Source organism: Amycolatopsis albidoflavus, assembly GCF_039525725.1.
Lineage (GTDB): Bacteria > Actinomycetota > Actinomycetes > Mycobacteriales > Pseudonocardiaceae > Amycolatopsis > Amycolatopsis albidoflava.
In genome coordinates this window covers 754,525-779,440 of sequence record NZ_BAAAHV010000012.1, presented here as the reverse complement: position 1 = coordinate 779,440, position 24,916 = coordinate 754,525, and the positions used below count along the sequence as shown (strand labels likewise).

The following is a 24,916-nucleotide window of genomic DNA, read 5'->3' as shown; positions in this document are numbered from 1 at the left end:
TACCGGTCTCGAATCTCAGGACGGTCTGTGCACGCTTCCGCTACCCCCGAGCCCGATCCGCAGCGCTGGCGCGCCTTGTGGGTGTGCCTCATCGCCGGGTTCATGACGCTGCTCGACGTCAGCATCGTCAACGTCGCCCTGCCCTCGATGGAGCACGGGATCGGCGCGACGCCCGCGGACGTCTCGTGGGTCGTCTCCGGGTACGCGCTCACGTTCGGTCTCGCGCTGGTGCCGTCGGGGAGGCTCGGCGACGACTACGGACGCCGCCGGATGTTTCTGCTCGGGCTGGCGTTGTTCGTCGCGACCAGCGTGTTGTGCGGTGCGGCGCCGAACGCGACCTGGCTCGTCGTGGCCCGGCTGGGGCAGGGCGTCGCGGGCGGGCTGCTGAATCCGCAGATCATCGGCCTGATGCAGCAGCTTTTCTCCGGCCGCGAGCGGGGCAAGGCGTTCGGCGCGTTCGGGGCGACGGTCGGGCTGTCCACCGCGATCGGGCCGGTGCTGGGCGGGTTGCTGATCCAGGGCATCGGCGTCGACCAAGGGTGGCGCTGGGTGTTTTACGTCAACCTGCCGATCGGGATTCTCGCGATCCTGTTCGGGCTGCGGCTGCTGCCCAAGGACGCGCGCAGCGGCCGGAAGCGGACGCCGGACCTGGTGGGCAGTGTGCTGCTCGGCGTGGCGGTCGTGCTGGTGATGCTGCCGTTGATCGAGGAAGAGGAACAGGCGACGTCGCCGCGCTGGTGGCTGATGGGCGTCGCGGCCGGGCTGCTTGTGCTGTTCGTGCTGTGGGAACGCTGGCTCGGCAACCGCGGCAAGCAGCCGCTGGTGAACCTCAAGCTGCTGACCGTGCGCAGCTACTCCATGGGTTCCGCGCTCGGCATGGTCTATTTCGCCGGGTTCACCGGGATTTTCCTTGTCCTGACACTGTTTTTCCAGCAGGGCCTCGGTTACACGGCGCTGCAGGCCGGCGCGGCGATGCTCGCGTTCGCGATCGGCTCGGCGATCTCGCCGACCATCGGCGGGCGGCTCGTGCACCGGTTCGGCAGGCCGATGGTCGTCCTCGGCACGCTGCTCGTGGCGATCGGGCTCGCCGCCACCGCGTGGCTCGTCCGCGACTACTCCGGCGCGAACACCGCGTTCGTGCTGGCCGCGCCGTTGTTCGTCGGCGGGTTCGGCAGCGGGCTGGTGATTTCGCCGAACTCGACGCTCGCCCTGGAAGAGGTCCCGCCCGCGGAAGGCGGGACCGCGGCCGGAGTGCTGCAGACCGGGCAGCGGATCGGCTCGGCGGTCGGCACGGCCCTCGGCGGGTCGCTGTTCTTCGGCGAACTCGGCCGCTCGCACGGGGATTACCACTCCGCGACCGCGCTCGGGCTGATCGGCTCGACCGCGCTGGTCGTGCTCGCGCTGCTGTTCGGGGTCGTCGACGTGCTGCTGTCGCGGACCCGGAAAAGCCGCAGCACCACGCAAAGCAAGCCTGCGGCGATTTCCGGCGCGGTGAGCGGTCTCGCTCCCGACGAGACTGCCGCAGTGTCCTTGACGTCCTTGGAAACCCACGAAGTTCGCCGCACCACCACCGGCGCGGACAGCAGCTTCGCACTGGACGCCCCGGCGGGCACGTATCTGCTGCTGGTCCAGGCGGGCGGCCGCGAGCCGGTGGCCCGGCACGTGCGAGTGGGCGCCCAGCCGGTGCGCGAGGACGTCGAACTGGCACGGTCGGTCCGGCTCACCGGCACCGTGCACGCGGTCCGGGGCCCGTTCCCGGGGGCGCAGGTCGCGGTGCTGGATGCCGAGGGCCAGGTCCAGCGGGTGACCGTCACGGACGAGGCGGGGCACTACACCGTCGACGATCTGTTCCCCGGCGAGTACACCGTCGTCGTGACCGGATATCAGCCGGTCGCGGGTCCGGTGCAGCTGACGGATGAAGGCCCGGTTCGCTTCGATCCGTTGCTGCGCTTGGTTTCCGCGGACAGGGCTTAATCGGAGACGAGCGCCAGCACCGCCAAGGCCTGGTCCCGCATCGCGACGTCGAGGAACGTCCCGTCGGCAAGAGCGATCGCGCCCACCCCGGCCTCCGTGGCACCGTCCATTCGGGACAGCACCTCCCGCGCCCGGGCGATTTCCTCCGCGGTCGGCAGAAAAGCCGCACGGATCGTCGGCAGCTGCACCGGATGAATCGCCGTCCGGCCCCGGAACCCGAGCGCTCGCCCGGCCCGGCAGCTTTCCGCCAGCCCGTCGAGATCCCGGACATTCGCGTACACCGACATCGCCGGCGGCGGCAGGCGCGCGGCGCGGGCGGCGTTCACGATCCGGCTGCGCGCCCAGGTGAGCCCGGCTTCGTCGGCGAGCCGCAGGTCGGACCGCAGATCCGCCTCGCCAAGCCCGAGCGACGCCGTCCGCGGGGAAGCGAGCGCGATCTCCAGCGCCCGTTCCACCCCGAGCGCCGATTCGATCAGCGGGTGCAATTCCCGGCCCGGCAACGCATCGGCGTGCGACCGGACGTCGACCGAACTCTCGACCTTCGGCAACCGCGCGCCCACCCACGCCGGAAGCGCGGCGACCGCGGCCACGTCCGCCGCGTGCCACGGCGTGTCCGGATGGTTGATCCGCACCTGCACCGAACGGGACGCCGGCACCTCCGCCAACAGCCGTATCGCGTTGTCCCGCGCGGCATCCTTCTGCGCGGGCGCGACGGCGTCCTCTAGGTCGACCAGCACGACGTCGGCATCCGAGGCGAGCGCCTTGGCCACGCGGTCGGGCCGGTCCGCTGGGACGTAGAGCAGGGTCAGCGCGGGCGTCATACCGCTCCCTCCGCGCGAAGCTCAGCGATCCGCGCCGGAGCGAAGCCCAGCGAGCCGAGCACGTCGTCGGTGTCCGCGCCGTGCGGTCGTCCGGTGAAGCCGATGACGCCGTCGTTGTCCGACAACCGGAAGAGCGGCCCCTGCATCAACGTCGTGCCCAGTTCCGGGTCCTCGATCTCGTGAATCGTGCCCAGCGCGCGGAACTGCGGGTCGGCCACGATGTCGGCCCCGTCGTAAATCGGCGCGACCGCGGCCTGCGCTTCCTCGAACGCGGCCACGACCTCGTCGCGCGTGTGCCGGGCGATCCATCCGCCGACGGCCTCGTCCAGTTCGTCCGCGTGCGCCGCCCGGTCCGCGCCGGTCGCGAACCACGGTTCGGCGGCCAGTTCCGGACGGCCGACCAGCCGCACCACGCGTTCCGCGATCGACTGTGCCGACGTCGACACCGCCACCCACTGACCGTCGCTCGTGCGGTAGGTGTTGCGCGGCGCGTTGTTCGTGGACCGGTTGCCGGTGCGCGGCTGGACCGTGCCGAGCTGGTCCCATCGTGTGATCTGCGGTCCGAGCATGGCGAGAATCGGCTCGATGATCGCGACGTCCACCACCTGGCCGCGTCCGCTGGCGGTCCGCCCGGCGAGCGCGACCATGATCGCGTACGCGGTGGCCAGCGACGCGACCCCGTCGGCGAGGCCGAACGGCGGCAGCGTCGGCGGTCCGTCCGGTTCGCCGGTCGCGGCCGCGAAGCCGCTCATCGCCTCGGCGAGCGTGCCGAAGCCGGGCCGCGAGCGGTACGGGCCGAGCTGGCCGAACCCGGTCACCCGCGCCAGGACCAGCCCAGGATTGCGCGCGGACAGCTCCTCGTAACCGAGGCCCCAGCGTTCGAGCGTGCCCGGGCGGAAGTTCTCGATCACCACGTCCGCGGTCTCGGCGAGCGCCAGGAACACCTCGCGCCCGCCGTCGCTGCTGAGGTTCGCGGTGACGGTGCGTTTGTTGCGCCCCAACGTCTTCCACCACAGGTTGACGTCGCCCTTGGCCACCCCGTGCGTGCGCGACGGGTCAGGCCGCGACGGGTGCTCGACCTTGATCACCTCGGCGCCCATGTCGCCCAGATGCATCGCGGCCATCGGCCCGGCGAACAACGTCGACGCGTCCACCACCCGCAGCCCGGCCAGCGCCCCGGCGGACGCTTCCCTCGCCACGGTCATCGCGTCACGTCCCACGCGCACCGGAACCCGACCGTCGCGCCCCGCGCCAGCCCGAGCCCGGGCAACAGCAGCTTCACGCTGTAGTCCGGCTCGTGCCGACCTCCCTCGACGTACCATTCCGAACCCTCGGCGCGGTAATCGCTGCCGCCCTTGAGCATCACGAACCGGGTCCTCCCGTCGGAGTGTTCGCTTTCGGTCCAGTTCCACACCGCGGGCGCGCCGCGCCGCAGCCCGCCGGTCTCCCCGGCGAGCTGCCATTCGTCCTCGGTCGGCAACCGGCTGCCGCGCCACGCGCAGTACGCACGGGCGTCGTCCAGGTCCACAAAGGTCACCGGCTCGTCCTCGACCAGGCCATCGGCCCAATGCGCGAGGAACCGACGGGGCTCGACCGGCTGGTATCCAGTAGCGGCGAGGAATTCCGCGAACTGGCCGTTCGTCACCTCGGTGGCGGCGACCGCGACCGGCGACGCCAGCGAACCGTCTCGCTGCAGCGTCCGGGCGTCGTGCAGTCGTGGCGGCAACGGCTTCCACTCGTCGACATACGGCGCGCCCTGGTACATCCCGGTCTCGCGCCCGCGGTAGCGCACCGTCAGCACGTACGGCCCGGCAGGCACCACGACCGCGTCGCTTTCCGGCTGACCGTGCGACGGTTCCGGCTGCCGGCGCACGGCGAGCCGGTGCGGGAAAGAAGCGTCCGGATCGTGGGGGAGGGTCGCCACCCGGGACAGCCACGACGGCTCCGCCGCACCCTCGGCGACCCGCAGCAGCGCCGAGATCCCGTGCGCGGGCACGCGCCCGTCGGCGAAAAGATCGATCACCGGCCCGTCAACGACCGGACCGACATAATCCACGGAGCCGCGGTTGACGACCGTCCACAGTGTCCAGTCACCCAGTTCCCAGCGCGACGCGTAAACCCCAGCCGCCTCGGCTTCCGGCGCGAGCGGAGCCAACGGCGTCCACTCGCCCTCGCGCAGCAGGTCGCCCGCCGCCCGCTGCACCGTCACCATCCGCCGCACCGTCGCGGCGTCGCGCTGCGACCAGCCGACCCACACGCCGAACACGACTTCCCACACCATCACGCCGACGCCGTTCAGCCACGCCGACTGCAGTTCCTCGGTGTGGTCGCGGTGCCATCGCCGCACGTGGTGCTGCATGTGCCGCCGCTCGTACCAGTGGGAACGCAGCACGCCCGGCACCGGCGAATCGGCGAAGAACTGCGCCCACGAAGCCGAATGGTCCTCGATCCGCTCGACCGGCAGCTTCGACTCGCCCTCCAGCACGACCCCGGGCCGCGCGCGTTCGAGCTGCTCGACCAGCGCCGGATCGGCCTTCTTCAACGTGTCCAGGAAGACGCCGTCCGCACCGAAGTCCGCCAGCACCGCGGACAGCTCTGCGGCGTCGTCCTCGCCCCGGCGCGTGCCGACGTCCCACGGGTTGTAGTCCACGAACACCCGCACGCCCGCCGAATGGAACGTCTCGACCAGCTCGCGGAGGCCGGGCACATCGCGGTAGAAATCCCACTGGTTGCGGTCGTCGAGGCCGATCACCGGGTACGCGTGCCACAGCACGACCGCGTCGAGGCCGCCGAATCGCTGGTGCGCGTCGGCGAGGAACCGCTCCGGCGTGAACCGGTGCTCCTCGAACGAATACAGCAATTCGTCCCACAGCCAGACCTGCGCGACCGTGTGGCATCCGGCGGCCCACGCGGCTTCCGGCCGGTCGTAGGCGCGGCCGTGATAGCGGTGCCGTTCGTGCGCGTCAGTCCGCCATTGCCGCAGCCGCGCCCGCCACTCCGGACGGTCGGCGGGATCCGCCGGGCCGACGAAGATCTTGGCCTCGTCCAGCTCGACGAGCTGCTCAGCCGACAGCGGAGCGTCGAGCGGGATCTCGGTCGGCCGGTCGATCGGGCGCGGGACGAGCGGGTCGAACACGTACGTCATCAGGCGTTTCCTCCGGTCGCGAACTCAGCGAACTCGGCGACCTCCGCAGCGGTCGGCACGGCGGACTGCGCGCCGGGACGGGTGACAGCGAGCGCGGCGGCGGCCCCGGCGCGTTCGGCGGCTTCGCGGAGCGGACGACCCTCGGCGAGCGCCGCGGCGAGCACGCCGCAGAACGTGTCCCCGGCTCCGGTTGTGTCCACCGGGGACACTCCGAAGCCGGGTAGGTGCTCGATTTCCCGCTCAGCGACTACGCAACCGGCCGCCCCGAGCGTGATCACCACAGCGGGTGCGCGTCTCTGCAGGATCCGGGCCAGCTCTTCGGGAGTACCGGACGTCCCAGCCAGGTCCGCGGCTTCATGCTCATTGACGATCAGCACGTCGAGATCAAGATCAGGCAGCGGCCGGGACGGCGCGGCGTTGAGCACCATCCGCGCGCCAGTCCGCCGGGCCGCCGCGGCAGCCGTTACGGCCTCCAGCGGAACTTCCAGCTGAGCGAGCACGACGTCCGCGGCGGCGATCCGCTCCAGCTGTGTCTGCCCCAGCTGGAGCCGCGAGTTGGCCCCAGGCGCGACCACAATGGAGTTCTCGCCGTCCGGCGACACCATGATGAACGCGGTCCCAGTCGCACTGTCCACTCGCGACACGAGATCTGTCCGCACCTCGGCCTTCGTCAACGACGCCAACAGAAACTCGGCACCGTCGTCGTCCCCGAACGCCCCGAGGAACGTCGTCTCCGCCCCGCCGGCGAGCGATGCGGCAACGGCCTGATTGGCCCCCTTGCCACCGGGACTGCGCCGCACATCCCCGCCAAGAACGGTCTCGCCCCCGTGCGGTTGCCGCGGAACGTCGACCACCAGATCGACATTCGCCGACCCGACGACGACAACTCGCCCGGTCATCGCGCCACCCCGGCCGTCCGCGCGGCGAGGTCGGTGATGCGCTGCTCGCCGCCCGGCAATGACGTCGCGATCCGGTTGTCCAGCGGCTTAGTCCACTGCTCGCCGATCCCGTCCACCCCCAGCAGCGCACCGGCAACCCCGCCGACCGTCGCGGCCGCGGAATCCGTGTCCCAGCCAGCTGTGACTGCGAGCGAGATGCTCTGCCCGAAGTCACCATCGCCGCGAGTCAGCGCGTACGCGATCACCGCCGCGTTGTTGAGCACGTGCACCCAATGCAGATCGCCGTATCGGGCATGCAACCGGTCCAGGCCGTCGTCGTAAGCAGCGGCTTCCCGCCCGAACCGCACCGCCGAGGCAATACGACTCGAAGGCGGCAGAACAGTTTCCGCAGCGTCGAGGACACTGTGGACGGAGTCGCACACCATCGCCGCCGACGCCAGCGCAGCCGCCCACATCGCACCGTAAATGCCGTTGCGAGTATGGCTCAGCCGCGCGTCGACCCACGCCAGCCGAGCCGCGCCGCGGACGTCACCGGGGGAGACCCAGCCGAAGACGTCGGTGCGGATCAACGCGCCGATCCACTCGCGGAACGGGTTGAGATGCGTCGCGGTTTCCGGCACCGGCCGCGCGTCCAGCAGATTCCGGTACGCGGCGCGCTCGGCGGTGAACACCCGCCCGGCGGGCAGCTGCTCCAGCCACAGCTGCGCGACGTCGTCGGTGGTGAACTCGCGGCCGTGCCGTTCCAGCAGCGTCAGCGCGAGGATCGGGTAGTTGAGGTCGTCGTCCTCCGGCATCCCGGAGATGTTCTCCTCCAGGGACGTCGGCCGCGAACGCCGGTTCCACGGCCACCGCGCCGCGACGTCCTCGGGCAGCCCGACCTCGGTGAACCACCGGTCGAGCGGCCAGCGTCCGGTCGCGCGCAGGATCTCCTCGATGCCCTCGCGCGGGATCTTCTCGACCGGCTTCCCGAGCAGGCACCCCGCCGCCCGCCCGGTCCACGCGCCGAGCGTGCGGTCCGCGGCGGGCCGGGGGAGGACCGGCGCGGCCGGAAGCAGCGCGGCGATCGCGTCCCAGTCGTCCGGCTCGTGCGGCGCGGCCGGACCGGGGAGCGCGGCCAGTTCCTCCAGCAGCGTCCGGGCCAGCGCCCGCAACGCTGGGGGCGCCGGCCGCGGTCCTGCCCCGCTCACGGCGGGTACCGGATCGCCGCCGGCGGCGATCCAGCGCTCCCGCACCGAGGCGACGTCCTTGCCCTCCACTGCGGACTGGACGAACTCGTGCGCGAGCAGGTCTTCGGGTTGCGCCCAGGTCAGCCTCATGCGGCGGCCAGCGCGTCGAGAGCGGCGAGCCGCGCCTGGGTCCGCGCCCGGTCGGCATTCACGATGTCCGTCGCGGCGGACGCGAGCAGCAGCCCGGTCTCGCGCAGATCCATCTTGCTGGCCTCGCCGATCGGATCGATCCACTCGTCCGGCACCGAAGCCGCACCGCCGAGCCCGGCACAGAGCGCGCCCGCCATCGACGCGATCGAGTCCGCGTCCCGGCCGTAGTTCACCGAACCCAGCACCGCACCTCGGTAATCGCCCCGATGTCCCAGCACAAACCCCAGCGCGGCAGGCAATTCCTCGATCGCCTTGGTCCGCGACGGCCGCCGTGCGTCCATCGACATCTGCCGGTACTCCGGCCCGACCGAATCGAACGGCGCGACGACCTCGCGGATCTTGCGCGCGAGCGCCCGTTCCTCGTCCTCGGTCTTGGGCGCGGCATTCCACCCCTCGAAGGCTTCGACCACAGCCTGCAGCGCCGCCAGAGTCCCGTCGTGGGACACCGCGAGCGCGGCCTGCACGACGTCGTCCAGCCCAGCGCCGGGCGCGACCGACGCGGCGACCATCGCAGCCAGCACCCCGGCGGCTTCCCGGCCGTAGCTCGACTGATGCGGCGCGGTCAGATCGATCGCCTCCGCATACGCCGCCTGCGGGTCGCCCGGGTTCACGACGCCGACCGGTGCGATGTACATCGCCGCACCGCAGTTCACGATGTTGCCGACGCCCGCCTCGCGCGGGTCCACATGCCCGTAGTGCAGCTTCGCGACGATCCACTTCTCGGCGAGGAACACCCGCTGCAGCAACAACGCCGTCGACTCCAGCTCCGGCACCCAGCGCGGCTCGCCGATCATCAGCGGCACCAGGTCCTCGGCCATCGAGTACGCGTCGAGGTGCGCGCGGCGCTTCGCGTACACCTCCACGATCGCGCGGGTCATCAAGGTGTCGTCGGTGATGTGCCCGTCGCCCTTGTGGTACGGGGCGATCGGGCGCGCGTCCCGCCAGTTCGGGTACCAGGGGCCGACGATGCCGGTCACCCGGCCGCCGTGGCGCTCCTCGATCTGCTCGGGCGTCCACCCTTCGGTCGCGCCGCCGAGCGCGTCCCCCACTGCCGCGCCGGTGATCACTGCCACCGCGCGGTCCTCCAGCCAGGTCACCGGCTTGCGTCCCTTCGTTCCGCGGGCAGCGTGCCCGCGCCTGTTGTGCGCGCCGGGGTCGCGACGACCCCGGCGCGGCGGTCACTTGCCGACGCTCTTCCAGCCGTCCTTCAGCTGCTGCGCCAGCGTGTTCGCGTCGATCTGGTTCGCCAGGAAGCGCTGGTAGGCAGGCGTCGCGACAGTGTCCTTCCACTGCGCGTACTTGCCGGCGAACAGATACGGCGCCGAGGTCAGGTACTTGCCCGAGGCGAGGATGGTGCTCCAGCCCTTCTTCGCGCCGAGCTTCTTGTCCAGCGCGTCGCGAGCGGAGTTGCTCGCCGGGATGAGCGTGTCGGCCTCGTTGAGCGCGGCCAGGTTCTCGGTGTTCGTGAAGAAGTCCAGGAACTTCGCGGCCTGCTCGACGTGCTTGGAGTCCTTGTTGACCGACAGCGTCTGCGGGTTCGCCGCCTGCGCCGGTCCGGCCGGGCCGGCGATCGGGGGCAGCGCGACCCAGTCGAGGTCCTTCGGCGCGTCCTTCTCGATGTTCGCCGCCTGGTACGAGCCCTGCACGGTCATCGCGACCTGGCCCGCGTAGAACGGGGCCAGCGCCTTGCCGCCGGACTGGGTCAGCGTCACCGGCAGGATCGAGTGGTCGGTCGCGTTCATGTCGTGCACCAGCTGCGGCAGCGCCATTTCGCCCTGGCCGACGCTGATCTGCGCCTGGTCGCCGGTGCCCTCGAAGTACTTGCCGCCGAACGCCGGGGCCATCGCCACGAACGTCGCGGTCGGGCTCGACAGGCCCCAGCCGAGGCCGTATTTGCCGTCCTTCGTGGCGGTCTTGGCCAGCTGGCGCAGCTGGTCCCAGGTCATCGTCTCGCCGGTCGGGACCTGCGCGCCAGACTGCTCCAGCAGCTTCTTGTTCGCGAAGACCACATAGGACTGCAGCTCGGTCGGGTAGGCGACGACCTTGCTGTCCACGGTGACCGAGTCGAGCACGCCCTTCGGGATGTCGGCGCGCTTCTGCTCGGACAGGTAAGAGGAGAGGTCGGCGAGGTAGCCGTCGGCGGCGAACGGGCCGATCCCGGCCGCCTCGTAGTGCACGATGTCCGGCGCGGTGCCCGCGTTGAACTGGGTGATCAGCTTGTCGTAGGCGCTGTCCCAGCCTGCTTGGACGACCTTCACCTGCGTGTCCGGATGCGCCTGGTTCCACGCCCCGACGATCTTGTTCGTGGCGGCGATCGCGGCGGGCTGGTCCGACAGCGACTGGAAGGTGAGGGTGACCGGTCCGCCGTCCCCGCTGCCGGCGTCCCCGCCGCTGCCGCACGCCGCGGCGAGCAGGCTGGTGAGGGCGAGGCTGGCGGCGATGGCCGCGCGTCGTGTCTTCATCGACCGACCTTTCGAGGGTGTTTCCGATGGGGTGGGGCTCATCCCTTCACCGCCCCGGCCATGAGGCCGCCGGTGAGTTTCTTCCGCAGGAGGCTGAAGAAGGCGATGCTCGGGATCGCCGCGAGCACGGCGCCCGCGGCCAGCGGACCGAGGGCGACCTTGCCCTCGCCGCCGATGAACATAGTGAGCGTGATCGGCAGCGTGTAGTTCTCCGGCGACTGCAGCAGCACCAGCGCGAAGAAGAACTCGTTCCACGACGACACGAAGCTGAACATCGCGGTCGCCACCACGCCGGGGGCCAGCAGCGGGAACACGATGGTGCGCAGCACGGTGAACCGGGTCGCGCCGTCCATCGCCCCGGCCTCCTCGAGGTCGACCGGGATCGCCGCGACGTAGCCCTGCAGCATCCACAGCGCGAACGGGAGGATGTAGGTGGTGTGCACGAGCGTCAGCCCGACGAGGCTGTCGGCGAGGCCGAGCGTCCGCAGCACGAGGAACAGCGGCAGGATCACCAGCACCACCGGGAACACCTGGCTGACCAGGATCCAGGTGACGCCCGCGACGCGCAGCTTGCCCTTGAGCCGGGCCAGCACGTAGGCGGCGGGCACCGAGATCAGGATCGCGAGCACGGTGCTGGCAAGCGCGACCAGCAGGCTGTTGAACGCCGAATGCAGCAGGCCTTGCCGGGAGAGCGCCTCGCCGTAGTTGTCCCAATGCCATTCGCTCGGGATCAGGTTGACCGACAGCGAGTTCAGCTCCGCCGACGACTTCACCGACGCGGAGATCAGCCACAGCAACGGGAAACCGAGGAACAGCAGGTACAGCACGAGAGCCAGGTATTGCGCGGGGCGCACGGACCAGCGCATCGATCACCGCCCCCTTTCCGGGCGGTCGCCGCGGAACTGCGACCGCAGGTAGATCGCGAGCAGCGCGACGACCACGATGACGAGGACCAGCCCCATCGCGGCGGCGTAGCCGATCTCGCGGTTCTTGAACGCTTCGAGGTACACGAACAGCACCGGGACCATGGTTTTGCCGCCCGGGCCGCCCGCGGTGAGCACGTACACGAGCGAGAAGGAATTGAAATTCCAGATGAAGTTGAGCGAAGTAATGGAGCTGACGATCGGGCGCATGCTCGGCCAGGTCACCGCGGTGAAGCGCCGCCAGGCTCCGGCTCCGTCCACGGCCGCCGCTTCGTGCAGTTCGGCCGGGATTTGTTGCAGGCCAGCAAGAAGCGTCACGGTGGTCTGCGGCATGCCGACCCAGACGCCGACCACGATCACCGCGGGCAAGGCGGTGTTGAAATCGCCGAGCCAGTTGATTCCGTCCGGCAGCCCGATGCTGCCGAGGAAAGCGTTGAGCGGTCCGCCGTTGGCGGAGTAGATCATTTGCCACATGATCGCGACGACGACCGGCGGCATCGCCCACGGAATGAGCGCGAGCACCCGGGTGAGGCCCTGCAGTTTGAGGCCGGAGTTGAGCAGCAGTGCCAGCCCCATCGCGGCGGCCAGCTGCAGGACGGTCACCCCGACTGTCCAAATCAGACCGATCCGCAGCGAGTCCCAGAACAGCGAGTTCCCGCCGAGGCGGACGAAATTGTCGATCCCGGCGAAGCCGAAGTCCGGATGCCGCACCAGCCGCGTGTCGGTGAACGCCAGCACGATGCCGATGACCAGCGGGGCCACCGAAAGCACCAGGATCGGGATCAGCGACGGCATCACCAGCGCGATCGCCTCGCGCCGGCGCGTGCGGGCCTGCGTGGTCTTCTTCGGGCGCGGCGGGGGAGCGGGGGCGGCTCGCCTCGGCTGCGTCGCGGTGGTCATTCCGTGTCCTCCGCGTTCTGGTCCACAGTGGATTCCCGGACGAACAGCTCGGTGCCGACCGAAATCTGCCGCGCCGGGGCGTCCGCGTCGTCGGCGAGCCCGAGCATCAGCCGGGCGGCGGCGCGCCCGCGTTCGGCCGAGCCGAGGGACACGCTGGTCAGCCGGGGCAGGAAAACCTGCCCGAGTTCGGTGTCGTCCATCCCGGTGACGGCGACGTCGCGCGGGATGCTCAGCCCCAGCTCCCGAGCGGCGCGGATGGCCCCGATGGCGAGCAGGTCGTTGGCCGCCACGATGGCGTCCGGCCGTTGCGGACGGTCGAGCAGCTTCCTTGCGGCCTCGATCCCTGCCGCGACAGTGAAATCGGCCGCGACCTCGACGTCGGTCTCAGCGGAGAAGTCCTTGGCGGACACCGCTTCGTCGAATCCGCGCTGCCGCGAGGAGCCCGGTGTGGTGTCGAGCGGCCCGTTGAGGAAGCCGATCCGGCGGCGGCCCAGCGAAACGACGTGCTGCATCGCCGCGCCGATCCCGGCGGCGGAATCCGTGGAGACCGAGCTGATCCCGCGGTCGCTCATCGCGCGGCCGATCACCACGACGGGCACGGGGGCGCGGCCGATCTGCTCGATCAGTTCGTCGTCGGTGCGCAGCGGGATGACGATCATGCCGTCGACGAACCCGCCGTGCAGGCTGTGCATGAGCTCGGTCGTCGACGCCGCGGTGTCCCCAGTGGACATCACCACGACCCGATACCCGTGCGGTGCCAGGACTTCGTGGATGCCGCGCATGATCTCGACGTAGACCGGGTTGCCGATGTCCGCCACCGCGAACGCGATCTGCGATGTCTTCTTCAGCCGCAACGACCGCCCGATCGCGTCCGCGCTGTACCCGAGCTCCGCCGCGGCGGCCCGCACCCGCTCGACCATCGCCTTGCTCGCGCCGGTCCCGTGCAGCGCGCGCGAGGTCGAAGCCAGCGACACGCCGGCGCGCTCGGCCACCTGGATCAGCGTGGCTCGGGTTGACGTCATCGTCCCTCCCAGTCGGACACAGCGGGCAACGGTGCGGATACCGCTGTTGGAAACGTTTCCAGTCTGCGGACTGGATGGCTTGGAAACGTTTCCAAGCGGCGCCAGGATCATGTCACCCGGATGGTGGACGTGTCAACGGAGCTGTCGCGGGGTCCGGGGATCTGTGACTTCAGCGTGACGTGTGCTGGCCCAACGCTGGTGGGGCGCTGGTTCGGTGCCGGCTCAGAGGGATCGCCAGTCGGCGCGGACGACGTCCGCCGCGGAGGGAGCGTTGTCCGGATCGGTCAGCCACTGCAGCGCGGTCCCGACCAGCAGCGAGTAGTAATGCGCGCCGATCGCGTGGACGTCCTTCGGGTCGGCGTCCGGCCCCAGGTCGCCGAAGGCGTTCGCGAGCGCGACGCGCGCCTGGCGCTGGCCTTCCGCGTTGATCTTCCGGATCGTCTCGTCGTGCTGCAGGTAGCTGACGCTCTCGAAGTTCACGAACCACAGCTCGCGGTGCTGCTGGATGGACTCGATGATCCGCGCCCAGCGCCGCTCGGGCCCGGCCTCCTTGTCGGCCGGGTCGGTGAGGACGGCGAACAGCATGTCGCCCCACTTCGTGTTGAGGTCGAACAGCGCCTGTGTGAGCAGCTGTTCCTTCGACCCGAAGTGGTAGTTGATCGACGCCTGGTTGGCCCCGGAGGCGGCGACGAGGTCGCGCACCGTCGTGCGCGCGTAGCCGGCTTTGAGGAGGCATTCCCGGGCGGCGGTGATCAGGTTCTCGCGGTGTCCCACACGTGCTACCGTATCATGTAAACGTTCGTTTTAAACGTTCATTCGCATCACTGGGAGGACTGGAAGATGACCGCACCCGCGATCCGCACCAGACGGCTGCGCTGCCGTTTCGAAGGAGAGGGCGGCCCGGTCGACGCACTGCGCGGAGTGGACCTGGACGTCCCGCGCGGCGCCTTCGCCGCGATCATGGGTCCGTCGGGCTCAGGGAAGACGACGTTGTTGCACTGCGCGGCCGGTCTGCGCACCCCGACCGAAGGCACCGTCGAACTGGACGGCGCCGATCTGTCTGCTTTGGACGAACCGCGCCTGGCCGAGCTGCGACGTCAGCGGATCGGTTTCGTGTTCCAGCAGTTCAACCTCCTGCCCGCGCTGACCGCGGAGGAGAACATCGAACTGCCGTTGCGGTTGGACGGCCGCACCCCGGACCCGCGACGCACCGCGGCGTCGCTGGCGCAGGTCGGCCTGGCGCAGCGCGGGGGACACCGGCCGGGTCAGCTTTCCGGCGGGCAGCAGCAGCGGGTGGCGGTGGCCCGGGCGCTGGTCACGGATCCGGAGGTGGTTTTCGCCGACGAACCGACTGGCGCACTGGACATCCGCAGCGCGCGGGAAGTGCTGGCCTTGCTGCGGTCCTTGGCCGATCGCGGTCAGACGATCGTGATGGTGACGCACGATCCGGTGGCCGCGTCCTACGCCGACGCGGTGTTGTTCCTGGCGGACGGGCTGGTGGTCGATCAACTGGCCCGGCCGACCGCCGCGGCGGTGGCGAACCGGATGGCGGTGCTTGTCGAATCGGCGGAGCGGGCGGCGAATGCGGTCGGCGTCCGGTGAGCTGGGGTGCTTGGAGCCGGACGGCAAGACCGAGGGGAAGTGCGCTTTGTGGACGGTAGACGGCTGCTGTCGCGCGGTGTTGTTGCCGCGGCTGCGGAGGGGGGAAGTGACATGGGGAAGCGTGCATTGTGGACGGTTGGTGGCGGTTGCCGTGCGGGTGCCGTTGCCGCGGCCGCGGAGGGGGAAGTGACATGGGGAAGCGTGCATTGTGGACGGTTGGTGGCGGTTGCCGTGCGGGCGCCGTTGCCGCGGCCGCGGAAGGGGAATTGACATGCTGAAACTCGCTCTGCGGCTCTTCGGCCACCATCGCGCCGCCGCCGTGGCCACCGGTCTGGTCGCGCTTGTCGGGATGGCGCTGGTGGTCGCGATGACCGCCCTGCTCGGCACCGGCCTCTCCGGGGGCACCGCCCCGGCCGATCGGGGATTCCTCACTCAGTTCCCGCTCATCCTGGGCGGCTGGGTGGTGGCGATCGTGGTGTTCGCGATGGTGTCGACGATCGGCGTCACGCTCGCCGCGCGGTCCGGCGAGATCGGCGGGTTGCGGCTGATCGGTGCGGCGCCGCGGCAAATCCGGGTGCTCGTCTCGATGGAAACCCTCGCGATCACCGCCGTGGCGGCGCTGCCCGGCCTGGGGCTCGGCTACCTGCTCGGGCTCCTGCTCCTGACCGGAGTGCGTTCCGCCGGGCTCACCGCGCCGAGCACGTCGTTCGCGCCTGGGATTGTGCTGCCGCTGGTCGGCGTCGCGGTCGTGCTGCTGGCCGGAGTGCTCGCGGCGTGGATCGGCAGTCGCGGTCCGGCTCGGCGCAGTCCGGTCGAAGAAGAGTCCGGACCGCGCCGGGTCAGGTCGGCGAGGCCGCGTCGGATCGCGGCGATTGTGTTGCTGGCAGTGGGTTTCGGCTCGGCGAGCGCGGTGCTGGCCTTGCCCGCGGACAGCATCGCGACGACGGGGATGACCGGGCCGGCCGTGGTGCTGTGCTCGATCGGGTTCGCGATCCTGGCTCCGGAACTGATCGCCGCGGCGAACCGGATCGTCGGCCGTCTTTCGCGCGGTGCGAAGAATGCGGAGGCGCATCTGGCGGGCGTGAACCTGCGCGCGGCACCGGAGCGCGCTCGTCCGATCGTCACCTTCCTTACGCTGCTGGTCGGCGTCTCCGCGGGCACGTTGGCCATGCAGGGCATCGAAAACCAGCACAGCGTCGCGGGCAGCACGGCCGAGGTGCTGGCGTCGATCAATTATCTGGTCGTCGTCCTGATCTCGCTGTTCATGGCGATCGCGCTGACCAACAACCTGGTCGCCGCGATCGGCGACCGCCGGACGGAGTTCGCGACGTTGTCGCTGATCGGCTCGACTGTCCGGCAGGTCCGCGGCGTGCTCCTGCGCGAAACGGCGGCCGCGACGCTGCTGGCGATTGTCGTCGCGGTGGTGGGTTCGGTGGTGGCCGTCCTGCCGTTTTCGATTGTCAAGACAGGGAGCCCGGCTGCCGCGTTCGGTGTCTGGCCGTTCGTGGGGAGCGCGGTTTTCGGGGGAGGGGTGGCGTTGGCGGTGACGTATGTGGCCGGGGCACGCGTGATCCGTTCCGCGGCAGTCAGCGGTCACCGGGCGTGAATGCCGGCCGCGCCATTTCCGAATGGACTCCAGTCCAGCTCTGAGTGCGGTGGAATGTCCGGTTTGGCGTCATATTAATGGCCGCGCATTAATGTCGGGCCGCGGTATGCCCCGGTGGCCGTAGTCACAATTCTTGCCCTGGCGCGAATCGGGCCGGCTGCTAAGGTGAGGCATGCCTAACTTCGCGGAGCGTCGCCGCTCGCGTCCGCTCCGTCGCCGATGGGGTGCCGCCGCGGTCGTGGCCTTGCTGGCGGCAGCGGCGTGTTCGGCGCCGCAAGGGGAACAGCCGGGCGCGGCCAAGCGGCCGGTCACCGACGTGCTGGGGCGGACGGTCGAGGTTCCCTTGCCGGCCAAGAGAATTCTGCTCGACGGGGCGCGGATGCTGTACACGACCGCGTTGCTGGACAAGCGGGATCCGCTGGCGGGGATCGTCGGGCTGCCGAACGACCTCGAGCAGAACGACCCGGATTCGCTGGAGCAGTACCGGGCGAAGTTCCCGGGGATCGACAAGATCAAGCGCACCGGGCAGGCGTACGACGGGTCGTTTTCGATCGAGGCGGCGATCCAGCTCCGGCCGGACGTATATGTCGTCAGCGCCGCGAACTACAAAGCCGCGCAGGATTCCGGAATCGTCGATCGGCTCAGCCGGGTCGGGGTCCCGACCGTCGTGCTGGACTATTTCGTGGATCCGGTGAAGAACACGGTTCCGTCGGTGCGGCTGATGGGCGCGTTGACCGGCAAGACGGCCGAGGCGGAGGCGTTCGCCTCGTATTATCAGGCCGCGGTGGACCGGGTCCGTTCGCGGCTGGCGGCGGCGCACGAACCGCCGACCTCGACGTTTCTGTGGCGGGCCCCGGGGTATTTCGAATGCTGTTCCAGTTTCGCGAAGTCCAATCTCGCCGCGCTCGTGGACCTCGCGGGCGGGAAGAACCTCGCCGACGACGTCCTGAAAACCCGGCAGGGGACCGTCTCCCCGGAGGCGGTCCTGAGCCGGGACCCGGACGTGGTCATCGCGACCGGTGCGGACTGGGCTCCGGGGACGTCGGCCAAACCGGGGGAGTTCATTCCGCTCGGGTACAGCGAAAAGGGGCCGGACGCCCGGGCCCGGTTGCAGGCGATCGTGCAAAAGCAAGCCGGTTTCTCCGGGCTCAAGGCGGTTCGCGAGCATCGGGTGTACGCGGCGTGGCACCACTTCTACGACTCGCCGTACAACTTCCTCGCGGTGGAATGGTTCGCCAAGTGGCTGCATCCCGGCCTGTTCCAGGACGTCGATCCGGACGCGACGATCCGGGAGCTGCACGCGAAATTCCTGCCGATCCCGTATGAGGGCACGTTCTGGGCGGAGCTTCCGTGACCGCCGCGCCCGCCCTCGCTGAGCCGAGCACGCACGAGGTTGTCCTGGCGCACCGCAGCCGGATGCGGCGAAAACGGCTGACCGTGACGGCGCTCGCGGTGCTGGCGCTGGTCGTGGCCGTCGCTGACGTGGTGGTCGGCGGCGAGTCTCTGTCCATTGTGGAGACAGTGCGGGCGATTTTTGCGCCGTGGAGCGCGCCGGCGGCGGACACGGAGATCGTCTGGCACATCCGGATGCCGATGACCGTGACGGGCATTCTGGTCGGCGCGGCGTTGTCGCTGGCGGGCGCGGAAATGCAGACGATCTTGAACAATCCGCTGGCCGAGCCGTACACGCTCGGCGTCTCGGCGGCGGCGAGTTTCGGTGCGGCGTTGAGCCTGGTGGTCGGGGTCTCAGCGGTGCCGGTGCTGGGCGTGCTCGGCACGGCCGGGACGGCCTGGGTCTTCGCCTTGCTGGCCAGCGCGGTGATCATCGGGTTCAGCGCGGCACGCGGGCCGGACACGGAAACGATGGTGCTGCTGGGGATCGCGATGGTGTTCCTGTTCACCGCGCTGCTTTCGCTGATGCAGTACGTCGCGTCCGAAGCGCAGCTGCAACAGGTGGTGTTCTGGACGCTGGGCAGCCTGACCCGCGCGAGCTGGCCGCAGGTCGGGATGCTCGCGGTAGTCGTGCTCGCCGCGGTCCCGTTGGTGCTGCGCGCGTCGTGGAAACTGACGGCGATGCGGCTCGGCGACGATCGTGCGCGGGCGCTCGGCGTGCCGGTCGCCCGGATGCGGATCGTGGTGCTGGCCGGGATTTCGCTGGTGGCGGCGACCGCGGTGTCGATCGCCGGGAGCATCGGTTTCGTCGGGCTGGTCGGGCCGCACGTCGCGCGGATGCTGGTGGGGGAGGACCACCGGTATTTCGTCGCGGCGTCGTTGTCCGGCGGGGCGTTCCTGCTGTGCGCGTCGTCGCTGGCGGCGAAGCTGATCGTGCCGGGCGTGGTCGTTCCGGTCGGGATCATCACCTCGATTGTCGGGGTGCCGGTTTTCCTCGCGCTGATCCTGTCGCGCCGGAGGACCCGGAGGACACTGTGGACCTGACGCTGCGGGTCGAGAGACTCGGGTTCGAGTACGGCCGGACGCCGGTGCTGCGCGAGGTGACGCTGCCGGAAGTGCGGGCGGCGGAGGTGACGGCGGTCATCGGGCCGAACGGTTCGGGCAAGTCGACGCTGCTGCGGTGCGTCGCGGGTTTTCACCGGGCGCGCGGGCGGGTCCGAGTGTCGGGCGGCGGCGAGATCCTTTACCTGCCACAGGATCCTCCTCCGCCGAGTTCGCTGACCGTGTTCGAGGCGGTGCTGGTCGCCCGGCGGGTCGGGGGCTCCGGCGGCGGCAGGCGGGAGCACGAGGCGCGGGTGGCGGAGACCCTGGCGGCGCTGGACCTGGACGGGCTGGCCGGACGGCGGCTGGCCGAGCTTTCCGGCGGGCAGCGGCAGATGGTCGGGCTCGCGCAGGCGATGATCCGGAGACCCGGCGTGCTGCTGCTGGACGAGCCGACCAGCAATCTCGACCTGCGCAACCAGTTCCGGGTGCTGCGGTCGGTGCGCGATCTCGCGCGGAACCAGCCGGCCGCGGTGCTGGCGGTGGTGCACGACCTGTCGCTCGCGGCGCGGATCGCGGACCGGATCGTGGTGCTGCACAACGGAACAGTGCATTCGCACGGGTCTCCCGCCGAGGTGCTGACGACCGCGATGCTCAGCGAGGTCTACCAGGTGGACGGCACCGTGCAGCGGGCGGGCAACGGCGTGCTGACCGTCGCGATCGCCGACCGGATCTGACTCTTCGAGCGGTCGTCCGACCCGTTGTGCTGCAAAGGTTTTCACGTTCTGCTCGCCGCCGGGTCGACCGGCAAGGAGGTTCTCCCCCGCGTCGGGGAAGTAGTAAGGCAAGCCTTGCCTAAGTCTTCGGATTCCGTTACGGTTTCGGCAACGCGGCCGGCTCGGGCGCGCGACAGCAGCCGAAACATCCGGCAGGCGCGTTCCGGCCGTGAAAACCGATCCAGTGCGCGATTCCCCGTTCTCTCTCGTGAGGATTTCTTCAGATGGCGGAGCCAGAGTTCCATGTGTTCACCCGAAGCGATCTCGCCGGTGTCGAACTGGCGCCGGAGGAGGTGATTTCCGCGGTCCGGCAGGGATATCTCGCGCTGGCCGCCGGGGATTCGCGCTGTCCGACGAAACTGATGATGCCGCTGCCGGACCAGTCGCGGGACGCGGTGGCGTATTCGATGCTGGGATTCGACGCGAACGCACAACACGTCGGGTTCAAGACCTCTTACCGGCAGGGGAACGACAATCGGGACAAGTACTACACGGTGCTCAGCCTTTACGACGACACGACCGGAATGCCGTTCGCGTTGATGGACTGCGACCGCGTCGGCGCGTCCCGGACCCCGGCGACGACCGCGTTGATCGCGCAGGAGTGCGCGAAGCCGGACGCGCGCTCGGCGTTGCTGATCGGCACCGGCGTGCAAGGGCAGCTGACGCTTCCGTACCTGCTCACCGTGCTGCCCGGCCTCGAGCGGCTGATGCTTTTCGGCACCGCGAAAGAGGGCCTGCGGGCTTGCGTGGACACCTTCCACCGGTATTTCCCGGACCGGGAGGTCGAAATCGTCGACGACGTTCCGGAAGCGGTCGCCGAGGCGGACATCGCGGTGGCGGCGTCGGGGCGGGCGGCGCATCCGAAGGTGAAAACGAGCTGGCTGAAACCGGGCGGATTGTTGATTTCGGTGTCCAGCAAGGGAGTCGACTCCTCCTCGCTGCGGGACGCGGATTACGCGCTCGCGACGAGCGAGGGCCAGTTGGGCGTGACGGGCTCTCGTTTCGACGACGGGGAAGGGAAAGCGACCATCGACGCGGAATTCCCGGACGTGCTCGCCGGGCGCAAGCCGGCCCGCCGCAGCGATTCGGATCGGGTGTTCGCGTTCAGCAGCGGAATGGTGATCACCGACATCCCGGTGGCGCACCTGCTGGCGACCCGGGCGATCGAGGCCGGCCGAGGACAGCGGGTGCGGCTGTGGAGCTGACCGCGTCGACCATTTCCCTGCCGGCCCGCCAGGCGGACTGGGCCAGCGAAACGCAGTCCGATCCCCGGCTGCTCGGCGAGATCGCCCGTGCGGTCGGCGGTCCGTTCCACGTCCTGAATCCGCGCCAGTTCGCGGACAACCTCGTGGCGTTCACCGACGCGCTGGTGACGGCGGGCGTGTCCGGGCAGGTGTATTTCGGCAAGAAGGCCAACCGGTCGGCGTGCTGGGTGCCGGAATGTGCGAGCGTCGGCGCCGGTGTCGACGTGGCGAGCGTTCCCGAGTTGGTGGGTGCGCTCGCGGGCGGTGTCCGCGGTGAGGACGTGATGGTCACCGGGGCGGCGAAAAGCGCGGATCTGCTGTGGTTGTCGGCGCGGCACCGGTGCGTGGTGGCCGTCGACGCGCTCGACGAGCTCGACCGGGTGCTCGCGATCGGGCAGGCGCCGCCGATCCGGATTCTGCTGCGGCTGCTGCCGGAAAAGGACCAGGGGAGCCGGTTCGGGCTCAACCCGGACGAGGTGGACGAGGCGCTTCGCCGGTGTGCGGGCGCCGCGGTGCGGATGGAGGGGTTTTCCTTCCACCTCGGCGGTTACGAGGTCCAGTCGCGCGCCCGGATGGCGGAGGTCGCGCTGGAGCAGTGCCTGCGGGCGCGCGAGGCGGGGCTGCCCGCGGAGTCGGTGTCGATCGGCGGCGGGTTCGCGGCCAGTTACCTGGACGAGGCGGACTGGACGAGGTTCACCGAGGAGTACCGGCCTTCGTGGTTCCATAACGGCAAGAACTTCACCCATTTCTATCCCTACCACCAGGCCCCGACCGGCGCGGACATGCTGGCCGACGTGCTGGCGAGCCCGCTGCGCGGCGGCACGGTCGCCTCCGAATTCGCGCGCACCGGCACGCGGCTGCTGCTGGAACCGGGACGGGCGCTGCTGGACCAGGCCGGGTTCACGGTGTTTCCGGTGCAGGGCTTCAAAATGCGCGACAGCTACGGGATCGTGACGGTCGCGGGGCTGAGCATGAGCGTGTCCGAACAATGGAAGGGCAGCGAATTCCTGCCGGATCCGCTGCTGTGGCCCGCCGAGGGGCCGGGAGGACCGGTGGCCGCGTGCGTGGGCGGTTCGAGCTGCCTCGAATACGACATGCTCAGCTGGCGCAAGATCCCGTTCCCCCGTCCGCCGCGCCACGGCGACCTGCTCGTGTACCCGAACACCGCCGGATACCAGATGGACAAGAACGAGACCCGCTTCCACGGCCTTCCGCTGCCGGGCAGGGTCGTGGTGGACGGCGCGGGCTGGCGGATCGAAGGAGGGGACGGCCGATGAGGGATTTCATCCCGCGTCGCGGGCGCGGAATCGTGTCGCACGTGTCGGAACTGATCGGCCGGACGCCGTTGTTCGAGGTGTGCGTGACCGGTTCGGGCGTCCGGTTGCTGCTGAAGCTGGAGCAGTTCAACCCGACCGGGTCGGCGAAGGTGCGCATGGCCGAGCAGATGATCGCCGACGCCGAGCGCGAGGGGAAGCTCCGGCCGGGCGGGCGGATCGTCGAGCCGACGTCGGGCAACACCGGCTTGGGCCTCGCACTGGCCGCGCTGGAACGGGGCTACCGGTTCACCGCGGTGGTGGACCACCACGCGAGCAAGGACAAGCTGCGCGCGATGGCGGCGCTGGGGGCCGAGCTCGTCTACGTCGGCGGGGAGGGCGGCGGGGAACTCCGTTCGGTGGAACGCCGCCGGGTCGCGGCCGAGCTGGTCGCGGCGGATCGCGAGGCGTACTGGCCCGATCAGCACAACCACCCCGGCAACGGCGGCGGCTACCGCGAACTGGCCAAAGAACTGCTCGCCGACGCGGGCCAGGTCGACTGGCTGATCGGCGCGATCGGCACCGGCGGCTCGCTGTGCGGGACGGTCCGCGAGCTGCGCCGGCTGCGCTGCCCGGCGCGGACGCTCGCGGTGGAGCCGGCGGGATCGATCATCTTCGGCGCGCCGCCGGGGCCGTACCGGCAGACCGGCAGCGGCAGCCCGGAAGGATTCCCGGTCGGCGCCAACGTGTGCCGGGACTTGATCGACGAGGGCGTGCAGGCGTCCGATGTGGACGCTTTCGCGACCGCGCGGGCGCTGGCCCGGCACACCGGGCTGATGGTCGGCGGATCGGCCGGCGGGGCGATCCACGCGGCGCTGAACCGGATCGACACGATGCGGCCGGGCAGCACCGCGGTCGTCCTGGTCTGCGACGCGGGGGAGAAGTACCTCGACACCGTGTTCGACGACGAATGGCTGCGCGGGCACGGGCTGCACGCGCCGGAGATCGAAGCCGAGGTCGGGAAACGGCTCGGGCGGCACGAGGACGTCGGCCTGCGGTGGGTGTCGTGAGGCGGTGGCTCGCCGGGTGCCGCCCGCTGCTCGCGGTGTCGGCCCCGATCGCCGGAATCCAGCTCGCGCAAGTCGCGCTCACCACGACCGACCTGGCGATGCTCGGCGGGATGAGCGTGCGGGCGATCGCGGCGGGCGGGCTGGCGCTGACCCTGTACAACCAGGTCCGCACGATGTGCGTCGGCACGGTCACGGCCGTCGGCAACCTGGTGGCCAGCACCGCCGGTCGCGGCGAAGCGCGGACCGGCGGCGACCAGTTGGACGAGCGGGCGCGCGGCGAAGTCCGCGACCTGGTGCGGGCTTCGTTCCTGGTGGCGACGGCGGTCGGGCTGGGCGCGGCGCTGATCCTGATCGGCCTGGGCTACGTCCTGGCCTGGTTCGGCCAGGATCCCGAGGTGCTCGCGCTCGCCCGTCCCACGATGCTCGCGCTCGCGCCCGGACTGATCCCGATGCTGTGGCTCAACGTGCTGCGGCAGTTCGCCGTCGGCATGCGCAGACCCGGCTCTCTGCTGTGGGTGACCATCGGCTCGGTCGGCGTCAATATCCTGCTGGACGGCGGATTCGGCTACGGCTGGTTCGGCTTCCCGGAACTCGGTGCCCCGGGCATCGGGCTGGCCACCACGATCGTGCAGTTCGTCAACTGCTTCGCGTTCCTGCTGATTCTGCGCCGCGACGAGCACCTCGCGCCGCTGCTGTCGGCGGGCTTCGGGCGCGGCGAACTGCCCGCGGTGCGCGAGATCCTCCGGCTCGGGATCCCGATCAGCCTGACCTACGGCTCCGAAGCGGGCATCACGTCCGTCGCCACCGTGCTGATGGGCGGCTTCGGACCGGCGACGCTGGCCGCGCAGAGCGTGGTCAACCAGCTCGCCTATATCGTGTACCAGGTCAACATCGGCCTGTCGCAAGGATCCTCGATCCTGATCAGCCGCGCGGTGAGCCAGCGCGACCGGGCCGCGGTGACCAGAACCGCGCGGCAGGCGCTGACGCTGTCGGCGACCGCGATGACCGCGGCGGGTTTGCTGTATCTCGCGGTGCCGGGCTGGGTGCTGGGCCTGTTCCTCGAAAGGAACCCGCCGCCGGAAGTGCTGGCGCTGGCGCACACCCTGCTGTTCTTCGGGATCGCGCAGCAATACGTCAAGGGAGCGCAGAACGTGTGCGTCGGCCTGCTGCGCGGTCTCGGCAACACCAAAAGCGGCTTCCGCGCGACGCTGCTCGGCTACTGGCTGATCGGAACCCCGGTGATGGTGTTGTGCGGCTTCGCACTGGATCTGCGCGGGCCCGGAATCTGGCTCGGGCTGTGCGTCGGGTTCGGCGCGACAGCGGTGTTGCTGCTGCGGAAGTTCTCGCGCGAACTCGCTGGCGTACCGGCGCTCGCCGCGGTGCCGAGCGGGACCTGAGCTGCGATACTCG

At 70.2% G+C, this 24,916-nt stretch carries 21 protein-coding genes; 10 read left to right on the top strand and 11 right to left on the bottom strand.

What is annotated here, in order from left to right:
• Positions 1 to 27: 27 nt before the first annotated feature.
• Positions 28 to 1,974, top strand: a complete 1,947-nt coding sequence (locus ABD156_RS21825; RefSeq protein WP_344276507.1) for an MFS transporter — start codon at positions 28 to 30, stop codon at positions 1,972 to 1,974.
• Here ABD156_RS21825 and ABD156_RS21820 read toward each other — a convergent pair.
• From ABD156_RS21820 to ABD156_RS21770, 11 genes are all read right to left on the bottom strand, one after another.
• On the bottom strand, positions 1,971 to 2,795 hold the full coding sequence (locus ABD156_RS21820) for an HpcH/HpaI aldolase/citrate lyase family protein (RefSeq protein ID WP_344276504.1): 825 nt from the start codon (positions 2,793 to 2,795) through the stop codon (positions 1,971 to 1,973). The two genes, ABD156_RS21825 and ABD156_RS21820, sit on opposite strands and share 4 nt — an antisense overlap.
• A complete protein-coding gene (locus tag ABD156_RS21815; RefSeq protein WP_344276501.1) occupies positions 2,792 to 4,000 on the bottom strand; it encodes a CaiB/BaiF CoA transferase family protein in 1,209 nt (402 codons plus the stop codon). The genes ABD156_RS21820 and ABD156_RS21815 overlap by 4 nt, the downstream gene beginning before the upstream one ends.
• Positions 3,997 to 5,940, bottom strand: a complete 1,944-nt coding sequence (locus tag ABD156_RS21810) for an SUMF1/EgtB/PvdO family nonheme iron enzyme (RefSeq protein WP_344276498.1) — start codon at positions 5,938 to 5,940, stop codon at positions 3,997 to 3,999. Before ABD156_RS21810 ends, ABD156_RS21815 begins: the two co-directional genes overlap by 4 nt.
• Entirely contained in the window at positions 5,940 to 6,839 is a 900-nt protein-coding gene (locus ABD156_RS21805; RefSeq protein WP_344276496.1) for a ribokinase, read from the bottom strand. Before ABD156_RS21805 ends, ABD156_RS21810 begins: the two co-directional genes overlap by 1 nt.
• Positions 6,836 to 8,155 (bottom strand): ADP-ribosylglycohydrolase family protein, encoded by a 1,320-nt coding sequence (locus ABD156_RS21800; protein WP_344276493.1) that lies wholly within the window; start codon positions 8,153 to 8,155, stop codon positions 6,836 to 6,838. Before ABD156_RS21800 ends, ABD156_RS21805 begins: the two co-directional genes overlap by 4 nt.
• Positions 8,152 to 9,312, bottom strand: a complete 1,161-nt coding sequence (locus tag ABD156_RS21795) for an ADP-ribosylglycohydrolase family protein (RefSeq protein WP_344276490.1) — start codon at positions 9,310 to 9,312, stop codon at positions 8,152 to 8,154. The genes ABD156_RS21800 and ABD156_RS21795 overlap by 4 nt, the downstream gene beginning before the upstream one ends.
• An 81-nt stretch (positions 9,313 to 9,393) precedes the next feature.
• Complete coding sequence (locus ABD156_RS21790; protein ID WP_344276487.1) at positions 9,394 to 10,677, bottom strand: ABC transporter substrate-binding protein; 1,284 nt, start codon at positions 10,675 to 10,677, stop codon at positions 9,394 to 9,396.
• A 38-nt stretch (positions 10,678 to 10,715) separates the two neighbouring features.
• Entirely contained in the window at positions 10,716 to 11,543 is an 828-nt protein-coding gene (locus tag ABD156_RS21785) for a carbohydrate ABC transporter permease (protein WP_344276484.1), read from the bottom strand.
• Between the two features lie 3 nt (positions 11,544 to 11,546).
• Positions 11,547 to 12,500 (bottom strand): carbohydrate ABC transporter permease, encoded by a 954-nt coding sequence (locus ABD156_RS21780; protein WP_344276481.1) that lies wholly within the window; start codon positions 12,498 to 12,500, stop codon positions 11,547 to 11,549.
• The gene (locus ABD156_RS21775) at positions 12,497 to 13,522 is read right to left on the bottom strand and encodes a LacI family DNA-binding transcriptional regulator (RefSeq protein ID WP_344276478.1); all 1,026 of its coding nucleotides are present in this window, start codon (positions 13,520 to 13,522) and stop codon (positions 12,497 to 12,499) included. Before ABD156_RS21775 ends, ABD156_RS21780 begins: the two co-directional genes overlap by 4 nt.
• 222 nt (positions 13,523 to 13,744) lie before the next feature.
• The gene (locus ABD156_RS21770) at positions 13,745 to 14,296 is read right to left on the bottom strand and encodes a TetR/AcrR family transcriptional regulator (protein WP_344276475.1); all 552 of its coding nucleotides are present in this window, start codon (positions 14,294 to 14,296) and stop codon (positions 13,745 to 13,747) included.
• A gap of 66 nt (positions 14,297 to 14,362) precedes the next feature.
• Here ABD156_RS21770 and ABD156_RS21765 point away from each other — a divergent pair, with 66 nt between their 5' ends.
• The 9 genes from ABD156_RS21765 to ABD156_RS21725 all read left to right on the top strand — a co-directional run bounded on the left by ABD156_RS21765 (position 14,363) and on the right by ABD156_RS21725 (position 24,903).
• The gene (locus tag ABD156_RS21765; RefSeq protein WP_344276471.1) at positions 14,363 to 15,124 is read left to right on the top strand and encodes an ABC transporter ATP-binding protein; all 762 of its coding nucleotides are present in this window, start codon (positions 14,363 to 14,365) and stop codon (positions 15,122 to 15,124) included.
• Positions 15,125 to 15,395: 271 nt separating this feature from the next.
• On the top strand, positions 15,396 to 16,730 hold the full coding sequence (locus ABD156_RS21760) for an FtsX-like permease family protein (protein ID WP_344276468.1): 1,335 nt from the start codon (positions 15,396 to 15,398) through the stop codon (positions 16,728 to 16,730).
• A gap of 172 nt (positions 16,731 to 16,902) precedes the next feature.
• Positions 16,903 to 18,084 (top strand): ABC transporter substrate-binding protein, encoded by a 1,182-nt coding sequence (locus ABD156_RS21755; protein ID WP_344276466.1) that lies wholly within the window; start codon positions 16,903 to 16,905, stop codon positions 18,082 to 18,084.
• Positions 18,081 to 19,166, top strand: a complete 1,086-nt coding sequence (locus ABD156_RS21750) for a FecCD family ABC transporter permease (RefSeq protein ID WP_344276463.1) — start codon at positions 18,081 to 18,083, stop codon at positions 19,164 to 19,166. The genes ABD156_RS21755 and ABD156_RS21750 overlap by 4 nt, the downstream gene beginning before the upstream one ends.
• Positions 19,157 to 19,900 (top strand): ABC transporter ATP-binding protein, encoded by a 744-nt coding sequence (locus ABD156_RS21745; RefSeq protein ID WP_344276460.1) that lies wholly within the window; start codon positions 19,157 to 19,159, stop codon positions 19,898 to 19,900. The genes ABD156_RS21750 and ABD156_RS21745 overlap by 10 nt, the downstream gene beginning before the upstream one ends.
• Before the next feature lie 263 nt (positions 19,901 to 20,163).
• Positions 20,164 to 21,144 (top strand): ornithine cyclodeaminase, encoded by a 981-nt coding sequence (locus ABD156_RS21740; protein ID WP_344276457.1) that lies wholly within the window; start codon positions 20,164 to 20,166, stop codon positions 21,142 to 21,144.
• Positions 21,135 to 22,460, top strand: coding sequence for an alanine racemase (locus ABD156_RS21735; protein WP_344276454.1), 1,326 nt, complete (start codon positions 21,135 to 21,137; stop codon positions 22,458 to 22,460). Before ABD156_RS21740 ends, ABD156_RS21735 begins: the two co-directional genes overlap by 10 nt.
• A complete protein-coding gene (locus ABD156_RS21730) occupies positions 22,457 to 23,506 on the top strand; it encodes a PLP-dependent cysteine synthase family protein (protein WP_344276451.1) in 1,050 nt (349 codons plus the stop codon). Before ABD156_RS21735 ends, ABD156_RS21730 begins: the two co-directional genes overlap by 4 nt.
• Positions 23,494 to 24,903 (top strand): MATE family efflux transporter, encoded by a 1,410-nt coding sequence (locus ABD156_RS21725; protein ID WP_344276449.1) that lies wholly within the window; start codon positions 23,494 to 23,496, stop codon positions 24,901 to 24,903. Before ABD156_RS21730 ends, ABD156_RS21725 begins: the two co-directional genes overlap by 13 nt.
• Positions 24,904 to 24,916: the final 13 nt, after the last annotated feature.